The sequence below is a fragment of the Bacillus sp. FG16 genome, from assembly GCF_057809515.1.
Genome location: NZ_JBMDKC010000023.1, coordinates 46680 through 64629 on the forward strand (window position 1 = coordinate 46680; position 17950 = coordinate 64629).

Here is a 17950-nt window from a genome sequence, read left to right on the forward strand (position 1 = left end):
TAACACTATTTCTCTTTATAAATACATTTACCATTGTTGCAGCTATATTGATAAGCTCTTCCTTCGCTATTCATACGGTATGAGTAATCTGATTCTTTATCTTTCTTAAAGTCAACGTACGCTTCTGCACCGTTTTTATCATCATCTATATCAATGAATTGAACGGATCGTATAGAATAATCTTCCTTTTCACTTAATCCCTTTTCTTGCAAATTTTTATGTATACTGTCTACTAACTCGTCAAACAATGACCAGTTTAAATTAAGATTTTCAAATGACTCAGTATGTCTTCCTAAAATGCCTTCGTCTTGTATTATTTTATTATTATCGTATGTATAAGAGTATGTAAAATAGGGTTCGTCTTTATATACTACTGTTGCATAATAGCCGATATTATAAAGGGGAGTATATTTTCCGGTTATGCTTTGTATTTCTTTTTGCTTATATCCTTTTATAGTATGGAGATAGTCGCTAGTATCTTTTTCTATTACTTTATAATGTAGTGGATTACCAAATATAAAATACATAGCCAAAAATATGATACATAGTCCGACTGCAGTTAGTGATAAGAACCATTTTTTTCTTTTCATACACATACACGCTCCTATGCTGGATTTATTTTTATTTTATATGAATAATGGAAAAAACATGATACTTATAAATAAAAACTTTTTATAGTTACCTACAAGTAACCTACGCACATGAAAGTGCATCATTGCCTTTTTACATAAACATAGATACAATTTTAATATAATACATAACTGAGATGATTAAGGAGTGTTATACTTGGCAGAATTATTACAAGGCAAAAATGCTTTAATTACAGGAGCAGGTAGAGGGATTGGTCGCGCTGTCGCAATCGCATTAGCGAAAGAAGGCGTAAATGTAGGACTATTAGCTCGTTCAGAAGAAAACTTAAAAGCAGTAGCGAAAGAAGTAGAAGCAGAAGGTGTAAAAGCTGTTATTGCAACTGCTGATGTTTCTTCATACGAAGAAGTGACTACTGCGATTGAAACGTTAAAAAATGGTTTAGGATCTATCGATATTTTAATTAATAACGCTGGTATTTCTAAGTTCGGTAAGTTTTTAGAATTAGATGTTGCTGATTGGGAAAAAATCATTCAAGTAAACTTAATGGGTGTATATTATGCAACTCGTGCTGCTTTACCAAGCATGATTGAACAACAATCTGGTGATATCATTAACATTTCATCTACAGCAGGACAAAAAGGTGCACCTGTAACAAGTGCATATAGTGCTTCTAAATTTGGTGTTCTTGGTTTAACAGAATCGTTAGCGATGGAAGTTCGTAAGCATAACATTCGTGTAACGGCTTTAACACCAAGTACAGTAGCAACTGATATGGCTGTTGATTTAGGATTAACTGACGGAAATCCTGATAAAGTTATGCAAGCTGAAGATATTGCAGAATTTATCGTAGCACAGCTGAAATTAAATAAACGTACATTTATTAAATCAGCTGGACTTTGGTCTACTAATCCATAAGAATTACATTTATTAATAAAAGAAGGGATATCTATTCTGTAATGGGATAGATGTCCCTTCTTTATTTTTTGTGTTTAAGAAAGAATTTTCTGTATAATCAAAAGTGAATGGTAGAAAGCATTGGAAAATTGAAAGGGGTGGTATTTGCATGATTGGAATTGAGAAATGGACGGCTGTTGATCAATATATGAGTGATGTATTAATACCGAAAGATTCTACATTAGAAGGGGTTCTTCAAACTAATGCTGCAGCTAATTTGCCAGCACATGATGTATCACCAACGCAAGGTAAGTTTTTACAACTATTAGTACAAATTCAAGGGGCCCGTAATGTTTTAGAAATTGGTACGCTAGGCGGATATAGCACGATATGGATTGCTAGAGCATTGCCATCTGGAGGCCGAGTTGTTACATTGGAAGCAAGTGAAAAACATGCAGAAATTGCACGTAGCAATATTGAGCGTGCTAATTTGACTGATAAAATTGAAATACGAACAGGATTAGCGTTAGATTCTTTACAACAAATAGAAAACGAGAAGTATGAACCGTTTGATTTTATTTTTATAGATGCTGATAAACAAAATAACCCTGCTTATTTTGAATGGGCACTAAAACTATCACGACCGGGTACTGTAATTATTGGGGATAACGTAGTACGTGAAGGAGAAGTTATTGACAATACTAGTACCGATCCTCGTGTACAAGGGATACGTCGTTTCTATGAATTAATAGCTGATGAGCCACGTGTTAGTGCTACAGCGCTTCAAACTGTCGGAAGTAAAGGATACGATGGGTTTGTAATGGCAGTAGTAAAAGAGTGATACCGTTCGAAAGTCTATTATATTTATAGTAGACTTTAGGGGAGTGAGAGATAATGAATGAAGCATCTTTCCAATACTGGGCGGAGTATTGGAAAGATGCTTAGATACCAAAAACGGTGAGTGCTTGGAAATTTGGTGATACCGCAAATCGTCTTGCTAAGCAAGTAGTTGACGGAACGAAAACGGCAACTTGTTCTGCATATCTCTTCTATGAATTAAAGAATGTACCGTTACCAACTACAGAGGACTACTCTGTTATTTTGGATTACGATGAAAATCCGGTAGCAATTGTAAAAACAATTGAAGTAACAATAGTACCTATGAATGAAATTACAGAAGAGTTTGCAATTGCTGAAGGGGATGAAAGATATAAAAAAATAGGAGGAGAGAAAATGAAAAAGAAATTTCAAAAATTATAACATGTATCTTGTACAACGCAGCTACCTCGTGGACCTCCAACATACTTGGAAATATAAGTTTATATAAAAATTGGAGGTTAGGAATAGATGAGAACTGAAAAAGAAATGTTAGACTTAATTATAAATACAGCAAAAGAGGATGAAAGAATCCGAGCAGTTATCATGAATGGATCACGTGTAAATTCAAATGTGAAGAGAGATTGTTTTCAAGACTACGATATTATGTATGTTGTACATGATATACAATCTTTTACGTCTAATCATAATTGGATTCATAGATTTGGAGAAATAATGATTGTACAAATGCCAGAAGAAATGTCATTAATTCCAGCGGACGAAGACGGGAAATTTCCGTATTTAATGCAGTTTATGGATGGAAATCGAATTGATTTAACGCTCGTTCCATTTGATTTGATAAATAAGTTCGTTGGACAAGATAGTTTAAGTAAGCTGCTTCTTGATAAAGATAATTGTATTGTTGAATTTCCACCAGCAAGCGATAAAGACTACTTAATAAAAAAGCCTACAGAAAAAGAGTTTTTAGATTGCTGTAATGAATTTTGGTGGTGTAGTACGAATGTAGGGAAAGGACTATGGAGAGAAGAACTTTCTTATGCGAAAGGGATGCTTGATGGTCCAGTACGAGATATGTTCATCGTAATGCTAGAATGGCATGTTGGTATGAAAACAGATTTTACAGTTAATGCAGGTAAGTTTGGAAAGAATTTCGAGCAATATGTTGAAGAAGATATGTGGAAGCAATTTAAAAAGACATTTTCTAATGCAGAATACGAAAACATATGGGGCTCATTCTTTGTCATGGGTGATTTATTTAGAGAAGTGGCGAATGAAATTGCTAACACATATGGATATCAATATCCGCAAGATGATGATGATAAAGTGACGAACTATTTAAAACATGTGAAAGCTTTGCCAAAAGATAGTACATTGATTTATTAATAATATAAAGCAGTAAGACTGTCCTGTTAACGGACAGTCTTATTTTTGCTTATGAATAACAATTTCTCTAACAAAGTGCAGATGAATCACATATGAAAATTTAGGGAGGTTTTTATCATGTATTATTTTTATTCGCCAGAAATGTTCGTTCCATATCAATGGGGACTAGAACGAGATGTTTCGTATGCTTATATGCCATATAACTCATTTTATTATGGAGACTATAAAAGCTCATTACCTTACGTATATACCCCTCAAAATTATGAAGTACCAATGAAAGCATATGAGCGTGGATCATGGACACCATTTTCGTGGGTCGAAAAATATGCGTATGCATTTTCAGGTTCTTACAATAAAGCGGAAGTAGCCCTTACATTTGATGATGGGCCAGATTTAGTCTTTACGCCAAAAATATTAGATAAGTTAAAACAACATAATGTGAAAGCGACTTTCTTCCTGCTTGGTGAAAACGCAGAAAAGTATCCAAACGTAGTAAAGCGTATTGCAAATGAAGGGCATGTAATTGGTAATCATACGTATAGTCATCCGAATTTAGCAAAAGTAAATGACGTTGAGTACCATAATCAAATAATAAAAACGGAAGAAATATTAAATCGTTTAGCTGGTTACGCACCAAAGTTTATACGTCCGCCATACGGTGAAATACTTGAAAATCAATTAAAATGGGCAACAGAGCAAAATTTTATGATCGTACAGTGGAGTGTTGATACGGTTGATTGGAAAGGTGTAAGCACTGATACGATTACAAATAATGTGTTAGGGAATTCATTTCCTGGAAGTGTCATCCTCCAGCATTCAACACCAGGTGGGCATTTACAAGGATCTGTAGATGCACTAGACAAAATCATTCCGCAGTTAAAAACGAAAGGGGCACGTTTTGTAACACTTCCAAGTATGTTTCAGACATCAAAAGAAAGAAAGTGAATGTGTTATGAATTGGAAAAAATAGGGTTATGCCGTATAATGAAAGTGTAAGTTTAGGAGGGATATAATTGATTTATGCACTAGTAAACATAGGAATAAGCATATTGATTGGAATTATATTTATACTTGCCGCACTTATCCTTCAAAAAAATCCACCGACAGATATTAATGCGGCATATGGTTATCGTACGAAACGATCTATGAAAAATAAGGAATTATGGGATGCGGGTAATAGGTATAGTGCAGCAGTGATGAAGCAAAATGGATTCATCATGATGTTAATTGGGAGTGTTATTAGTATACTGTTTAGATATCCACATACAATGATAGCGATTATGGTGGTTATGCTGTTATTAATTATGCGTTTATTTATACAAGTAGAGAGTAGATTAAAAGTACTTGAGCAATAATGAAAAATAGGACTCCACGCAATATGATGCTGAGAGTCCTATTTTATTTATAAACTATTATTTTTTAATACTTCTTTTCCTTGCTCTATAACAAATTCATAGTATGCAAGATCATACGGATAAATATCTTCAAATGTTATCGTAATCGGTGTATTGTTTAAGACTGAAATAGTCTTTAAAGATGAAATTTCTCTTTTTAATAGTTGTAGAAAAGAAGTTGCATGTACTTTCATCACATCGTCTACTTCTTCACCTGGTGCGAATGGAAGTGGATTGATAACATTGTGAAAATACATATGACAAAATTCACGATCAGTAAGATTTGAAATTTCATAATCTATTTTAAAGATGCCTTTGTATATTAAATCAGTAGTTTGAAAGGAAAGCCCCAATTCTTCTTCGATTTCACGAAGGCCACCAATTTGTACATCTTCATCATGCATAATATGTCCAGCTGAAGTAATATCCCATATACATGGAGCTTCTTTTTTATTTTTAGAGCGTAATTGGAAATATAAGAACATATCTTCAGCATCTTTTTCTACAAACCAACAATGAAATGTTTCGTGCCAATCACCGTCACGATGCACTTCATCACGTAATTTCTTCCCAAGTGTATTTCTTTCAGGATCAAATATTGTTAACCACTCTGTCATTTTAATTCCCCTTTCTGCAAATTTCATTATACAATATTTGTATTGAATTTTGGGAAAATAAAGAAAAAGGAGTGGTTATAAGTGGGGATAGAGCGTGCGGAAATAAAATCGATTATTTCAACAGAGGAAGAGCTACGGAAAATATTGGGGCAACCAAGTGAGCGAGCGTTAAAGAAAGTTATTTCATCATTAGACCACCATTGCGTAGATTTTCTGTCTAAATCTCCTTTTCTAGTATTATCTACTGCAAATAAATTAGGAGAGTGTGATGCTTCGCCGAGAGGAGATGCACCTGGATTTGTATACGTATTAAATAATAATAAAATTATCATTCCAGAAAGACCGGGCAATCGTCGTATAGACTCCATTTTGAATATTATTTCAAATCCACGTGTAGGACTAATCTTTTTTATTCCAGGTCTTGGGGAGACGCTCCGGATAAATGGCCGAGCGTATATTACAAACGACGAAGAAGTTTTGAAAGAAATGCAGGCGAATGGACGTAATCCGTTGCTTGGAATTGTTGTTGAAATAGAAGAGTGTTATATTCATTGTGCAAAAGCTTTTATTCGTTCTAAGATGTGGGATTCAGAATCTTGGTTAAATAAAAAAGAGTTACCTTCAGCAGCAAAAATGTTGCTGGAGCATGCGAAAGTGAATACTTCAGAAGAAGATGTTGCTCGTTCTTTAGAGGAAAGTTATACAAAAAGATTGTATTGAAAATTTTATTGATATAGTTTTGTAAGGTGGATATGTACGGGTTTTAGAATGGGGAACTTATCCCGCATTAACGGGCAGTAAGACCCCTACCTTAAAATTCAGCGTAAGTAAAGAAGTTAGGTGGGTATCAACTGCCCGTAAAAGCCCGATTGGTTCGACTAATAATCAGTGGGGATGAACAAAATCCCCACTGATTAAAGTTTCACTTTATATATGAACCGTTGATTTATAAACTGGAGAAGTAACAAAATAGGTAAATTGAGTGGCGGTTGCATAATGCTATTGTAAAATATAATAAAAAAATTCTTGAAAATAGTTAGTAAAAATAGGCTTGCTTTTTAAAAAGTTGATAACTATAATAAGTTAACAAATAGACATGAACGAAAAAGTAACGATAAGGACAAGAAATCATTTTTACGGTTTACAGAGAGGGAAGTCTAGGGTGTGAGCTTCCTAACACGAGAAATGATTTTACCACCTTTGAACTTCAATAGTGAACGAGTAATCTAGTAATTATTGACGGTATCAGCCGTTATCTGAACTTGAGCAATCTAGAAGGAGATACGTCTAGATTGGAACAAGGGTGGAACCACGAAAACACATTCGTCCCTTTCCTAGGGGTGAGTGTGTTTTTTTACGACCTTAGAGATTGAAAATTTAAAATGATTAAAAAATAGTATTGATTTTGTTTTTTATGCGAGTATAATGAGTTAACAAATAAACATGAACGAAAAAGTAACGATAAGGACAAGAAATCATTTTTACGGTTTACAGAGAGGGAAGTCTAGGGTGTGAGCTTCCTAACACGAGAAATGATTTTACCACCTTTGAACTTCAATAGTGAACGAGTAATCTAGTAATTATTGACGGTATCAGCCGTTATCTGAACTTGAGCAATCTAGAAGGAGATACGTCTAGGTTGGAACAAGGGTGGAACCACGAAAACACATTCGTCCCTTTCCTAGGGATGAGTGTGTTTTTTTATTACTTTGAAAGGAGGTGCTTGTAACATGAAACAATTTGTACGTACGGAAATAACCACCACCTGCATGGCCAAAGAGCAGGATAAGGTGATTTATAGGTGTAACAATTAAACTTTTAGGAGGAGATTAGAAGATGAATAACGTTATAAATGTTGGGGTATTAGGTTTAGGTACGGTCGGAAGTGGTGTTGTTCATATTTTGAAAGAACATTATAAAAAAATCGCTCTTGATACAGGATACGAAGTGAAAGTGAAAACAGTCGTTGTACGTGATTTGGAAAAAGAACGCGATGTTTGTATTGATGGAATTGCAGTAACAAGTCATGCAGATGAAGTTCTAAATGATTCAAATATTGATATTGTAGTAGAGGTAATGGGCGGAATTGAAGAAGCAAAACAGCATATTGTTAAGGCTTTACGAAATAAAAAACATGTCGTAACAGCAAATAAAGATTTAATGGCTGTATATGGTGCGGAGCTTCTTCAACTGGCGAACGATAATGATTGTGATTTATGTTATGAAGCGAGCGTAGCAGGTGGTATTCCAGTGTTAAGAGGACTAACTGACGGGCTAGCATCAGATCAAATTGAAAAAATAATGGGAATTGTAAATGGTACAACAAATTATATGTTAACAAAAATGAGTCAAAATGGGTGGTCTTATGAAGAGGCTTTACAGGAAGCTCAAAAATTAGGTTTTGCAGAATCGGATCCGACAGCAGATGTAGATGGACTAGATGCGGCGCGAAAGGTAGCAATTCTTGCAAACTTAGGTTTTTCGATGAATGTTTCATTAGATGATGTGCAAGTAAGAGGGATTCGAAAGGTTGAAAAAGAAGATTTACAAATGGCTGAAAAGTTAGGATTTACTATGAAGTTAATTGGGAAAGCAGAAAAACAAGGATCAGCCATTCATTTAAGTGTAGAACCGACACTTTTACCAAGTCGTCATCCATTATCGAATGTAAATAATGAATTTAATGCAGTATATGTTCACGGTCAAGCGGTAGGAGAAGTAATGTTTTACGGACCTGGAGCTGGAAAGTTGCCAACTGGTTCTGCTGTAGTAAGTGATATTATTTCCATCGTTAAAAATATGAATCAAGTGCCGAAAAATAAAAGTGCGTTAAAAGAACCAGTTCCTTATGAATTACAAGGTGATGAAGAAGTAGTTTCGAAATATTTCTTGCGTATTTCATTACGAGATGAGCCTGGGATGTTGCAAAAAATAACAGAATGTTTCGTTAATTACTCTGTAAGTTTAAAAGAAGTTATTCAATTACCTTTAAACCGTGAACTGGCAGAAGTTGTTGTTGTGACACATCGAACTTCAAAGTATCAATTCGAACGAGTTTTAGGAGCGATAGAAGATGTCGCAAGTGAAATAAACAGTTACTACATTATCGAGGAGGAAAAACAATATGTATAAAGGACTATTAAAACAGTATGCTTCTTATTTACCGGTGAATGAAAACACACCTAATGTCAGCTTAATGGAAGGAAACACACCTCTTATTCCGTTGTTAAATATATCAAAGCAATTAGGGATTCAGCTATATGGTAAGTACGAAGGAGCGAATCCGACAGGTTCTTTTAAAGATCGTGGTATGGTGATGGCAGTTGCTAAGGCGAAAGAAGAAGGTTCAGAAGCAATCATTTGTGCATCAACAGGTAATACATCAGCATCAGCTGCAGCATATGCGGCACGCCTTGGGATGAAATGTATAATCGTCATCCCTGAAGGAAAGATTGCGCATGGAAAATTAGCGCAAGCGGTCGCTTATGGAGCTGAAATTATTTCAATAGAAGGGAATTTCGATGATGCACTTAAGGCTGTAAGAAATATTGCTGCAGAAGAGCCGATTACATTAGTAAATTCAGTGAATCCTTATCGAATTGAAGGACAAAAAACAGCAGCATTTGAAATTTGTGACCAATTGCAAAATGCACCAGATGTTCTAGCTATCCCTGTTGGGAACGCAGGGAATATTACAGCATATTGGAAAGGCTTCTGTGAATATGAGAAAGAAAAAGGTTATAAGAAGCCAAGAATTCATGGCTTTGAAGCAGAAGGAGCAGCGGCAATTGTAAAAGGGCATGTAATTGAAGAGCCTGAAACAATTGCAACAGCAATTCGCATTGGTAACCCAGCAAGTTGGTCGTATGCAGTAGAGGCTGCCGAGCAGTCTTGTGGTGAAATAGATATGGTATCAGATGAAGAAATTTTACATGCGTATAGGTTATTGGCAAAAACTGAAGGAGTTTTCGCTGAACCGGGATCAAATGCTTCATTAGCCGGCGTAATTAAACATGTTAAATCTGGAAAAATCAAAAAGGGAGAAACAGTTGTTGCAGTATTAACTGGAAATGGTTTGAAGGATCCTGATATCGCTATTTCTTCAAATCAACTAGACATCGCAAGTTTGTCAAATGATATAGAACAAATTAAAGATCATATTAAAGGGGTGATTATGTCGTGATACCATTAAGCGTTCGTGTCCCTGCTAGTACGGCAAATGTTGGTCCTGGATTTGATTCAGTTGGAATAGCTTTGTCATTGTATTTAGATGTGGTGGTCAAAGAAAAAGCTGATAAATGGCAAGTAATCCATTCCTTTGAAGAATCAATTCCGACAGACGATAAAAATTTAATCGTTAGCACGGCATGTAAAGTATGTCCTTCTATATCACCCCATATAATAGAAGTTACTAGTAATATTCCATTAACAAGAGGGCTAGGAAGTAGTGCATCAGCGATTGTAGCTGGGATAGAGGTTGCGAATCAACTAGGCAATTTGAACTTAACTGCTGATCAAAAAGTTCAAATTGCTACAAATTTTGAAGGACATCCTGATAATGTTGCTGCCTCCATTCTAGGAGGAACTGTAATCGGAGCACTTGATGGAAAGAATGTTTCGGTTGTAAGAATTGAAAGTAAGGAATTAGGTGTAATTTCTCTTATTCCGAATGAAGAGTTAAATACAGAGGAAAGCCGATCTGTATTACCAGATGTGTTTCCGTTTCATGAAGCAGTTAAGGCTAGTGCAATCAGCAACGTATTAGTAGCTGCGTTTTGTCAAAAGAAGTGGGAAGTTGTAGGTGAAATGATGGAAAGAGATCATTTTCACGAGCCGTATCGTTTAGAACTCGTACCGTTATTACCATCTATTCGTAAATGTGCAAAAGAATTTGGTGCATACGGCACAGCACTTAGCGGTGCGGGACCATCTATTTTTATTTTAACGCCGTATGAGAAACGTCAAGAAATCGCTGAGCAATTAGCGAGAGTATTTACAGATATGAAAGTATGTGAGCTTGAAATCGACCATAAAGGTATTATTGTAAATAAGGAAGAGCATATTGGATTATAAAGAAAGCTGGCATGGCTAGCTTTCTTTACGTTGCAAACCTATTTTAAATTAGGTTTTTTCGGGAAAAATATAAAACAAATGTTAATTTTGAATAATGTAGCAAAGAGTGCATTCATTTTGGGGGTGATTAAATGAATAAAGATTCACCAGAAGAAAAAAGAGAGCGTATGAGACAAAGTGAATTAAAAAGTAATCTTACTGGTTCTTTACATGACGGACTCAATAGAGCGGAAACAGGTAGTCCAGTTGATATAGCAGGCGGTATGAATTGGAAAAGTACAGGGATAATCATTTTAGTACTACTTTTAGGATACATTGTATACACTTATTTTTTCAGTTAAAGAATGCTTGTTAAAATTTTGATTTGTTTAGTTTCATAATTGTTGAGAAAAAAATGCAGTTACTGTATTACATATCTTTTAAGCGAATTATAGTTGTTCATATCAACTTTTAATACTCCAAATAGAGCTAGCAAAATGCTAGCTCTATTATTTTTTGCCACATTCCTGTAACAAACCACCTGTATATTCATTGGTGGAGATGCAGAGGATGAAAAAAATGATAGCGATATGTCTTCTTACAACTATGTCATTTTCGACTTTAGTCGGTTGTGACGTAAAAGGTAGTAATGCTGTACAAGAGTCTAAAATAAAGAAAGCGAAGTATAAAGATTTTACTTATGATGTAAATCCAGAAACATTCACATTAACTGTAGAACATGAGGGTGTAAAGGAACAGGCATCACAACCCCTACCGAAAATGAAGGTATCGAATGTAAAAAAAGAAAAGGATCGTACATCGTGGGAATATCCAGATCAAAAAGTAAAAATAAAATTAGAAAAGAAAAAAGACCACTTAAACATTGAAGTGGAATCGACTGGTGCAGAAAGCTTTACATGGCCGAAAGTAGAAGCTGAAAATTATACACTTCCGTTATGGGAGGGTAAGCAAATTCCGAGCAATGATGAGAATTGGAAGAAGTTTTTAAAGGATGATGCATATTCATTTGCTGAATCATTTTCTATGAAGTTTTTCGCATTAAATGGTTCGAAATATTCAATTGTATATATTGCAAACAATATGTTTAATAATGAATTGAAATTTCATTCGGATCCGAAAATAGGATTTGATTTTACACATGAATTTCCGAGCATAAATCAAAATAAAACATATGGATTTCAATTATATGTGACAAATAATGATGCGGTAAGTATTGCTAAACTGTATAAGGATGATATTGTTCGAAAAGGTGAATTTAAAACATTACAAGAAAAGGCTAGAAAAAATAAAGAAATCGAAAAGTTATATGGAGCGGCGCATTTTTATTTTTGGAATCAAAATGGTTTATCAGAAAATAATATAAATTGGCCAAAACTAAGGGAGCAAATAAATAGCCCGCTGTTTAGTCATATAAAAGAACTTATTCAAAAGAATAGTTCAGAGCCTGGGGAACTGAATGTATTAGATCAAGTAAGTAAACAAGATTTCATTGATAAGTATCAAAAAAATGTTATTTTACGTTATATAAACGAAGTATTATCCATGAAGGAATTTTATAAAGAGGATATTTTTCAAAACGTTGACCAGGAAGCTAGTGTGCTATTAAAGAAAGGTGTAGGTCACTTAACGAATACAGAATTGTATAGCTTAAATAAGCATTTATTAAAGTCGCTACTTGGCGATGCGGTTGAAGAGGTAAGTAAATGGGGTAATGCAGATGGAACGGACATACTAAAGGAAATGACAGAGGCCGGAATAGAAAAAGCGTGGATTGGTCTGCCGAACTGGGAACAAGGATTTATGCAACCGAATTTCGTGGCAAAAGCTAAGGAAATGGGGTATTTAGTTGGTCCGTATGATTCATATCATTCCATTCACGAAAAAAGTGATAAAAATTGGAACACAGCATCCTTTAATGACCCATCATTATACGAAGAGGCTACTGTAACGAAGAAAAACGGAGAAAAGGTGCAAGGCTTTTTAGGCAGAGGTCGCAAGTTAAACCCGACTTTATCGCTGCCTAGTGTAAAGGAACGTATGAATGATATATTACAAAATGGTCCTAAATATAATTCATGGTTTATTGATTGTGATGCGACAGGTGAAATTTACGATGACTATTCAGCGAAACATATAACGACACAAGAGCAAGATTTAAAAGCACGTTTAAAACGAATGGACTACATTGCGCAAGAAAAGGGTATGGTCGTTGGTTCTGAAGGTGGAAATGATTTTGCTAGTAGTACGATTGCATTTGCACACGGAATTGAAACACCTGTTATTAAATGGGACGATGAAGATATGCGAAAAAATAAAACAAGCCCGTATTATGTCGGTGGATATTGGTCACCAAATCAAAATGTTCCCGAAAAATATGCAAAACAAGTACCATTGAAAGAAGAATATAAACAAGTATATTTAAACCCAGTATATTCGGTACCATTATATAAATTAGTATACAATGATTCCGTTATTACAACGCACCATTGGGAATGGGGAAGTTTAAAGGTAAAAGATGAAGTTGGAAATCGAATGCTGTCTGAATTATTGTATAATGTTCCTCCGTTGTACCATTTAGATGAAGTAGAGTGGAATAAACATAAAAAAGAAATTACAGAGCATCTAAAAGTTTGGAATGAAGTTCATGAAAAAGCAGTAAAAGAAGAGATGACGAATTTTGCGTATTTGTCAGAAGATAAGCTAGTACAATCTGTTTCTTATGGAAAAGATATTAAAATCATTGTGAACTTCTCAAATGAAGACATGGAAGTAGAAAAAACGAAAATAAAAGCAAAGTCGGCTTTTATTGATAATCAGGGGAAGAAAAGCATGTATACGCCGTTTGAGAAATAATAACGTGAAATATATTGTATTCATAGAGGTTTTATCATTAGCTGGACTCTTTATTCATATCGTTTATCTGGAAAAAGATATCCTAATTTAAAATGAAAGAGTTAATGAATTTATAAATTTGCATGTTGCGAAGTGCTAAATTTTTGAAATTGGTAAATAGTGACTTGCCAAAAATAAGTACGAGAGTATAATGTGAAATGGAATACATATTGGGTTTAAGTAGTAACCTTACAAAATTGTAAGGTTAATGAAAGGAAATTCAATATGAAGATAAATAGACTTACATTATACTTGGTAAAGAGAAAGAGAGGCGAATGGGTATGAGCTCTGAATTAGAACAAAATACGAGAAGTAATAAAAAGCGTTCTAAAAGAAAGTCAATAAAATGGTTCATATTAATTCCATTTTTCCTACTTATTTTTGGAGGAGTAGGATATGGTTCGTTTATATATAATAAAGCAAAAGCTGTTGTAAATGATGCGTATGCAAAAATTGAAAAGTCATCAAAGCGTGATAAAGAAGTTGAACCTTTAAAGGATAATATTTCAATATTAATCATGGGTGTAGATGGAAGTGAAATGAGAAAAAGCCAATATGGCGAAGCAGTTCGAACAGATGCACTTTTATTAGCAACAATTAATAAAGATGATAAATCTGTTAAGCTAGTAAGTATTCCACGTGATTCACGTGTTTATATTCCAACTAGAAAAAAATTAGATAAAATTACTCATGCTCACGTATTTGGTGGCGTAGAAAGCACACGCGATACGGTGGAACGATTTTTAAATGTACCTGTTGATTATTATGTGAAGTTTAACTTTGAATCATTCGTACAAATTGTCGATTCAATTGGTGGTATTGATATTGATGTACCAGTTACTTTCACTGAACAAGATAGTAAAGACCAAGCTGGTATGATCCATTTAGAAAAAGGTTACCAACATTTAAATGGAGAACAAGCACTTGCACTTGCAAGAACGCGTAAAATTGATAGTGACGCAATGCGTGGACAGAGACAGCAACTTGTAATAGAAGCAATTGCCAAAAAAGCGATGTCTGTTCAATCAATTAGCAAAATGGGCTCTTTACTAGATGCGGTTGATAAAAACATGAAAACGAACTTAACATTTGACGATATGCTTGCCATTACAAAAAATATGGCAGGATCTAATTTGGAAATGGAAAAAATGCAAATAGAAGGTACAGATAAACGTATCGGTGGTATTTATTATTACATTCCAAATGAAAAAAATGTAAAAGATATTTCAAAAAAATTAAATGATCATTTAGGTGTAACGCCAAAACCAGTTCGAAACGAATAATAAAAAAAGATTGGCTTTTGCCAATCTTTTTTTGAAGTGGATTAGCAACTTTTTAATAACGGTTTTTTGTTGCGGAAAAATTATACTAAAATCATTTTAATTTATATAAACAAAAGGTGTAATTATACGATATACTAGAGGGGACTATTTGGAAATTAGCTCCTAAAGTTGAAGGGAAGGAAATTCAATTTATTACTATTTATAGAACAATTGAATTGGTGGAAATTGAAACAGGTTAAAGAAAGACTGTTCAAAATGCAATTACATATTTATACACAATGAAGCGATTAAGGTGAAAGACGAAGAGATAGTAATTGCGAAAGATCATGTATCATATATTGACCAGCTATTTTACCAGATTAATAATCATACAATAGGTGCTTAGCTATCGTCAAAAAAATGGTGGACCTTCATGGAGATACGTTTAGTCGTATAAACACATGGAACAATACTTTTGATAAAACTCCCATTATAATACAAAAAAATCTGTTTACATGGTGAAATAAAAATAAATAGATGTATAATTATATTGGGCGATTTATATATAAGATTAATAGGGAGAGGAATTCGATAGAATGGAAAAAGCTTTAAAAATTAAACAAATAGTAGTCGTTTTAATAGCGATTGCCGCAGTAGCTATTGGGTATTACATGTTCCAATCAATTACTTCACCAGCAAAAGCTGTCGCGAAACAAGAAAATGTAGTGCAGCTTGCAAGTGAACAGCCGAAAGTTGAAATGAATAAAACGGCACCAAGTCGTTTTAATGGAAAAGAAAGAAAAGTTGCTTATCTTACATTTGACGATGGGCCAGGGAAATATACGGCTGAATTATTAAATACGCTAAAACAACATGATGCGAAGGCAACGTTCTTTTTAATTGGAGCGAATGTCAAAGAATTTCCTGATTTAGTGAAACGTGAAAATGCTGAGGGTCATTATGTAGGCATGCATAGTATGACACATAATTTCGCAAAGTTATATAAAAATGGCGAGTATGTAAATGAGATGAAAGAAGATCAAGGTTTAATCGCTAATATTATTGGGAAATCACCTAAATTAACACGTCCTCCATATGGTTCGATGCCTGGATTGAATGAAGGTCTTCGAAATAAAGTGGTAGAAGGCGGATTTAAAGTATGGGATTGGACAATTGATTCATTAGATTGGAAATACAATAAAATGCCAGTTGATGCAGCTGCAGCACAAATTGCTCAAAACGTATTAACTAACGCAACAAAACCACAAGAAGTAATTTTAATGCATGATATTCACCCACAATCAGTTGCTGCTGTGCCAGCAATTTTAAAAGGGCTAAAAGAAAAGGGTTATGAGTTTGAAGCTTATCATGAAGAGAGTCACTTTCCAGTGAACTTCTGGCATGATAACCGTATGTAATGGAGGAATGAACGTTGAAGTATGGAAAAGTAGCAGTAGTTGGAGCATTATCAGTAGGACTTTTAACAGGTTGTTTCGGTGAAAAACCAGAAGAAAATTTATATACAGCTTTTGAAACAGCAGCAACACAAGAAAAATCTTTAGTGGATGAAGCAAAAAAATTAGAGCAGTTAGAGAAACAAGGTCAAGAACTATATGCTCAAATTTTGCAAGAAGGTAAAGATCATAATGAAGCAGTTGTGAAGAAAATAGAGCAAGCTACTGCAAATGTAGATGATCGTGAAAAAGTATTGAAAAGTGAGAAAGAAATGCTAGAAAAAGCACAGAAGGAAACGAAATCTGTTCAAAGTAATATAGAGAAGATTGAAGATAAGAAGTTACAAAAACAAGCAAAAGCAGTAGAAGAGTCGTATAAGAATCGTTATGATGCATTCAAAAAGATGAATGAAAATTACACGAAAGTGTTAGTGACTGAAAAAGAACTGTATGAAAAATTAAAAGTAAAAGAAACGAAATTAAAAGAAATCGGTGAAAAAGTTAAAACTGTTAATGAATTAAATGTGGAAGCACAAAAGTCGAAAGAGCAGTTTAACAAATTTACAAAAGAGTATAATGACAGTAAATTAGCATTCTACAAAGATGCAGAAATTAAGATTAAAGATCAGAAATAAAGAAGAATCTAAAGTGTAATAAAAAGCCGGAGAAACATCGTAATAAATGTTTTTTCGGTTTTTTACGTTAAATGAATAGAAAAGACTGGAATTGATATCATAAAAGAGTTATAGTGAGTTATTCTAAGGGAAACATTGTAAAGTAAGGAGAATGGAAATATGTCATATGAATTTTTACTCAAATTAGGTTTAGCACTCTTTTTAGGATTATTCATCGGGATAGATAGGCAGCTAAAGAATAAACCACTTGGTGTGAAAACAAGTATGGTTATTTCTGTAGCAAGTTGTTTAATTACGATGGTTTCAATTGAATCTGTGCATGTATATTCTGTTCCAGGACATACAAATATGGATCCGATGCGACTGGCTGCTCAAATTGTTAGTGGAATTGGTTTTCTTGGCGCAGGTGTCATTTTACGAAGAAGTAATGACGTTATTTCTGGATTAACGACAGCTTCTATGGTGTGGGCTGCTTCAGCTTTAGGGATTGCAATTGGTGCGGGATTTTATTTACAAGCGACAGTTGCTATGGTTTTAATTATTTTAGCGATTAATGTACTTCCGCAACTTGTGAAAATTGCAGGACCGTATTCATTAAGACAAAAGGATTTATCTATAAAAATTACTGTTAAAGAGCATCATGAGTTAGATGGTATATTTAAGCAAATTAAAAATTTAGGCATGCATGTGAAACGCGTGAAAATTAAAGATATAGATAGTGGAGCATTTCAGCAACTGGAGATGGTTATTTTAGCTCCAGAAGATTTATATACAACAGAGTTATATAGTTCCCTGAAAGAGATTGATCGAGTAGTTTCAGTTGAAGTGGAAAGTAGATAATTGTGATAAAAAAGAGTGAAGTGAATTGAACTGCACCCCAATTGTTAGACACAGTCTAACAATTGGAGGTGCAGTTTT

General features: G+C 34.2%; 17 protein-coding genes, 1 pseudogene and 2 other annotated features. Of the genes and pseudogenes, 16 read left to right on the plus strand and 2 right to left on the minus strand.

Features of this window, described 5'->3' with window-relative positions:
- Window positions 1–5: 5 nt before the first annotated feature.
- Window positions 6–596: a DUF3139 domain-containing protein gene (locus tag ACODS7_RS11140; protein ID WP_002162839.1), complete on the minus strand. Its 591-nt coding sequence runs from the start codon at window positions 594–596 to the stop codon at window positions 6–8.
- 190 nt (window positions 597–786) lie between these two features.
- Here ACODS7_RS11140 and ACODS7_RS11145 point away from each other — a divergent pair, with 190 nt between their 5' ends.
- The 6 genes and pseudogenes from ACODS7_RS11145 to ACODS7_RS11170 all read left to right on the plus strand — a co-directional run bounded on the left by ACODS7_RS11145 (window position 787) and on the right by ACODS7_RS11170 (window position 5060).
- Window positions 787–1506 carry a 3-ketoacyl-ACP reductase gene (locus ACODS7_RS11145; protein WP_000818985.1) on the plus strand — a complete coding sequence of 240 codons (720 nt, stop codon included), beginning with the start codon at window positions 787–789 and terminating at the stop codon, window positions 1504–1506.
- Between the two features lie 148 nt (window positions 1507–1654).
- Entirely contained in the window at window positions 1655–2326 is a 672-nt protein-coding gene (locus ACODS7_RS11150) for an O-methyltransferase (RefSeq protein ID WP_000579239.1), read from the plus strand.
- A 104-nt stretch (window positions 2327–2430) separates the two neighbouring features.
- Window positions 2431–2688 (plus strand): annotated as a pseudogene (locus tag ACODS7_RS11155) (ASCH domain-containing protein); the annotation flags it as partial.
- A gap of 144 nt (window positions 2689–2832) precedes the next feature.
- Window positions 2833–3705 carry an aminoglycoside 6-adenylyltransferase gene (locus ACODS7_RS11160; protein ID WP_243168373.1) on the plus strand — a complete coding sequence of 291 codons (873 nt, stop codon included), beginning with the start codon at window positions 2833–2835 and terminating at the stop codon, window positions 3703–3705.
- A gap of 117 nt (window positions 3706–3822) precedes the next feature.
- A complete protein-coding gene (locus ACODS7_RS11165) occupies window positions 3823–4650 on the plus strand; it encodes a peptidoglycan-N-acetylglucosamine deacetylase (protein WP_098630043.1) in 828 nt (275 codons plus the stop codon).
- Between the two features lie 68 nt (window positions 4651–4718).
- Window positions 4719–5060 carry an SdpI family protein gene (locus ACODS7_RS11170; protein ID WP_000638559.1) on the plus strand — a complete coding sequence of 114 codons (342 nt, stop codon included), beginning with the start codon at window positions 4719–4721 and terminating at the stop codon, window positions 5058–5060.
- Window positions 5061–5107: 47 nt separating this feature from the next.
- On the opposite strand, the gene ACODS7_RS11175 is transcribed toward ACODS7_RS11170, so the two are convergent.
- Complete coding sequence (locus tag ACODS7_RS11175; protein ID WP_016082000.1) at window positions 5108–5716, minus strand: NUDIX hydrolase; 609 nt, start codon at window positions 5714–5716, stop codon at window positions 5108–5110.
- Window positions 5717–5797: 81 nt separating this feature from the next.
- Here ACODS7_RS11175 and ACODS7_RS11180 point away from each other — a divergent pair, with 81 nt between their 5' ends.
- The 10 genes from ACODS7_RS11180 (at window position 5798) to ACODS7_RS11225 (ending at window position 17872) form a co-directional block, all read left to right on the plus strand.
- Window positions 5798–6436, plus strand: a complete 639-nt coding sequence (locus ACODS7_RS11180; protein ID WP_016081999.1) for a pyridoxamine 5'-phosphate oxidase family protein — start codon at window positions 5798–5800, stop codon at window positions 6434–6436.
- Between the two features lie 382 nt (window positions 6437–6818).
- Window positions 6819–7050 (plus strand) — a binding site (T-box leader).
- A gap of 115 nt (window positions 7051–7165) precedes the next feature.
- Window positions 7166–7397: a binding site (T-box leader), on the plus strand.
- Between the two features lie 155 nt (window positions 7398–7552).
- Entirely contained in the window at window positions 7553–8848 is a 1296-nt protein-coding gene (locus ACODS7_RS11185) for a homoserine dehydrogenase (RefSeq protein ID WP_016081998.1), read from the plus strand.
- Window positions 8841–9899, plus strand: coding sequence for a threonine synthase (thrC, locus tag ACODS7_RS11190; RefSeq protein ID WP_016081997.1), 1059 nt, complete (start codon window positions 8841–8843; stop codon window positions 9897–9899). Before ACODS7_RS11185 ends, thrC begins: the two co-directional genes overlap by 8 nt.
- Entirely contained in the window at window positions 9896–10789 is an 894-nt protein-coding gene (thrB, locus tag ACODS7_RS11195) for a homoserine kinase (RefSeq protein WP_016081996.1), read from the plus strand. Before thrC ends, thrB begins: the two co-directional genes overlap by 4 nt.
- 131 nt (window positions 10790–10920) lie before the next feature.
- Window positions 10921–11130: a DUF6366 family protein gene (locus tag ACODS7_RS11200; protein WP_016081995.1), complete on the plus strand. Its 210-nt coding sequence runs from the start codon at window positions 10921–10923 to the stop codon at window positions 11128–11130.
- A gap of 208 nt (window positions 11131–11338) precedes the next feature.
- Complete coding sequence (locus ACODS7_RS11205; protein WP_029442040.1) at window positions 11339–13642, plus strand: glycoside hydrolase; 2304 nt, start codon at window positions 11339–11341, stop codon at window positions 13640–13642.
- Between the two features lie 320 nt (window positions 13643–13962).
- A complete protein-coding gene (locus ACODS7_RS11210) occupies window positions 13963–14964 on the plus strand; it encodes an LCP family protein (RefSeq protein ID WP_002093954.1) in 1002 nt (333 codons plus the stop codon).
- Between the two features lie 575 nt (window positions 14965–15539).
- A complete protein-coding gene (locus tag ACODS7_RS11215; RefSeq protein WP_000409482.1) occupies window positions 15540–16361 on the plus strand; it encodes a peptidoglycan-N-acetylglucosamine deacetylase in 822 nt (273 codons plus the stop codon).
- A 14-nt stretch (window positions 16362–16375) separates the two neighbouring features.
- Window positions 16376–17032, plus strand: coding sequence for a YkyA family protein (locus ACODS7_RS11220; RefSeq protein WP_016081993.1), 657 nt, complete (start codon window positions 16376–16378; stop codon window positions 17030–17032).
- A 159-nt stretch (window positions 17033–17191) separates the two neighbouring features.
- Window positions 17192–17872 (plus strand): MgtC/SapB family protein, encoded by a 681-nt coding sequence (locus ACODS7_RS11225; RefSeq protein WP_000119510.1) that lies wholly within the window; start codon window positions 17192–17194, stop codon window positions 17870–17872.
- Window positions 17873–17950: the final 78 nt, after the last annotated feature.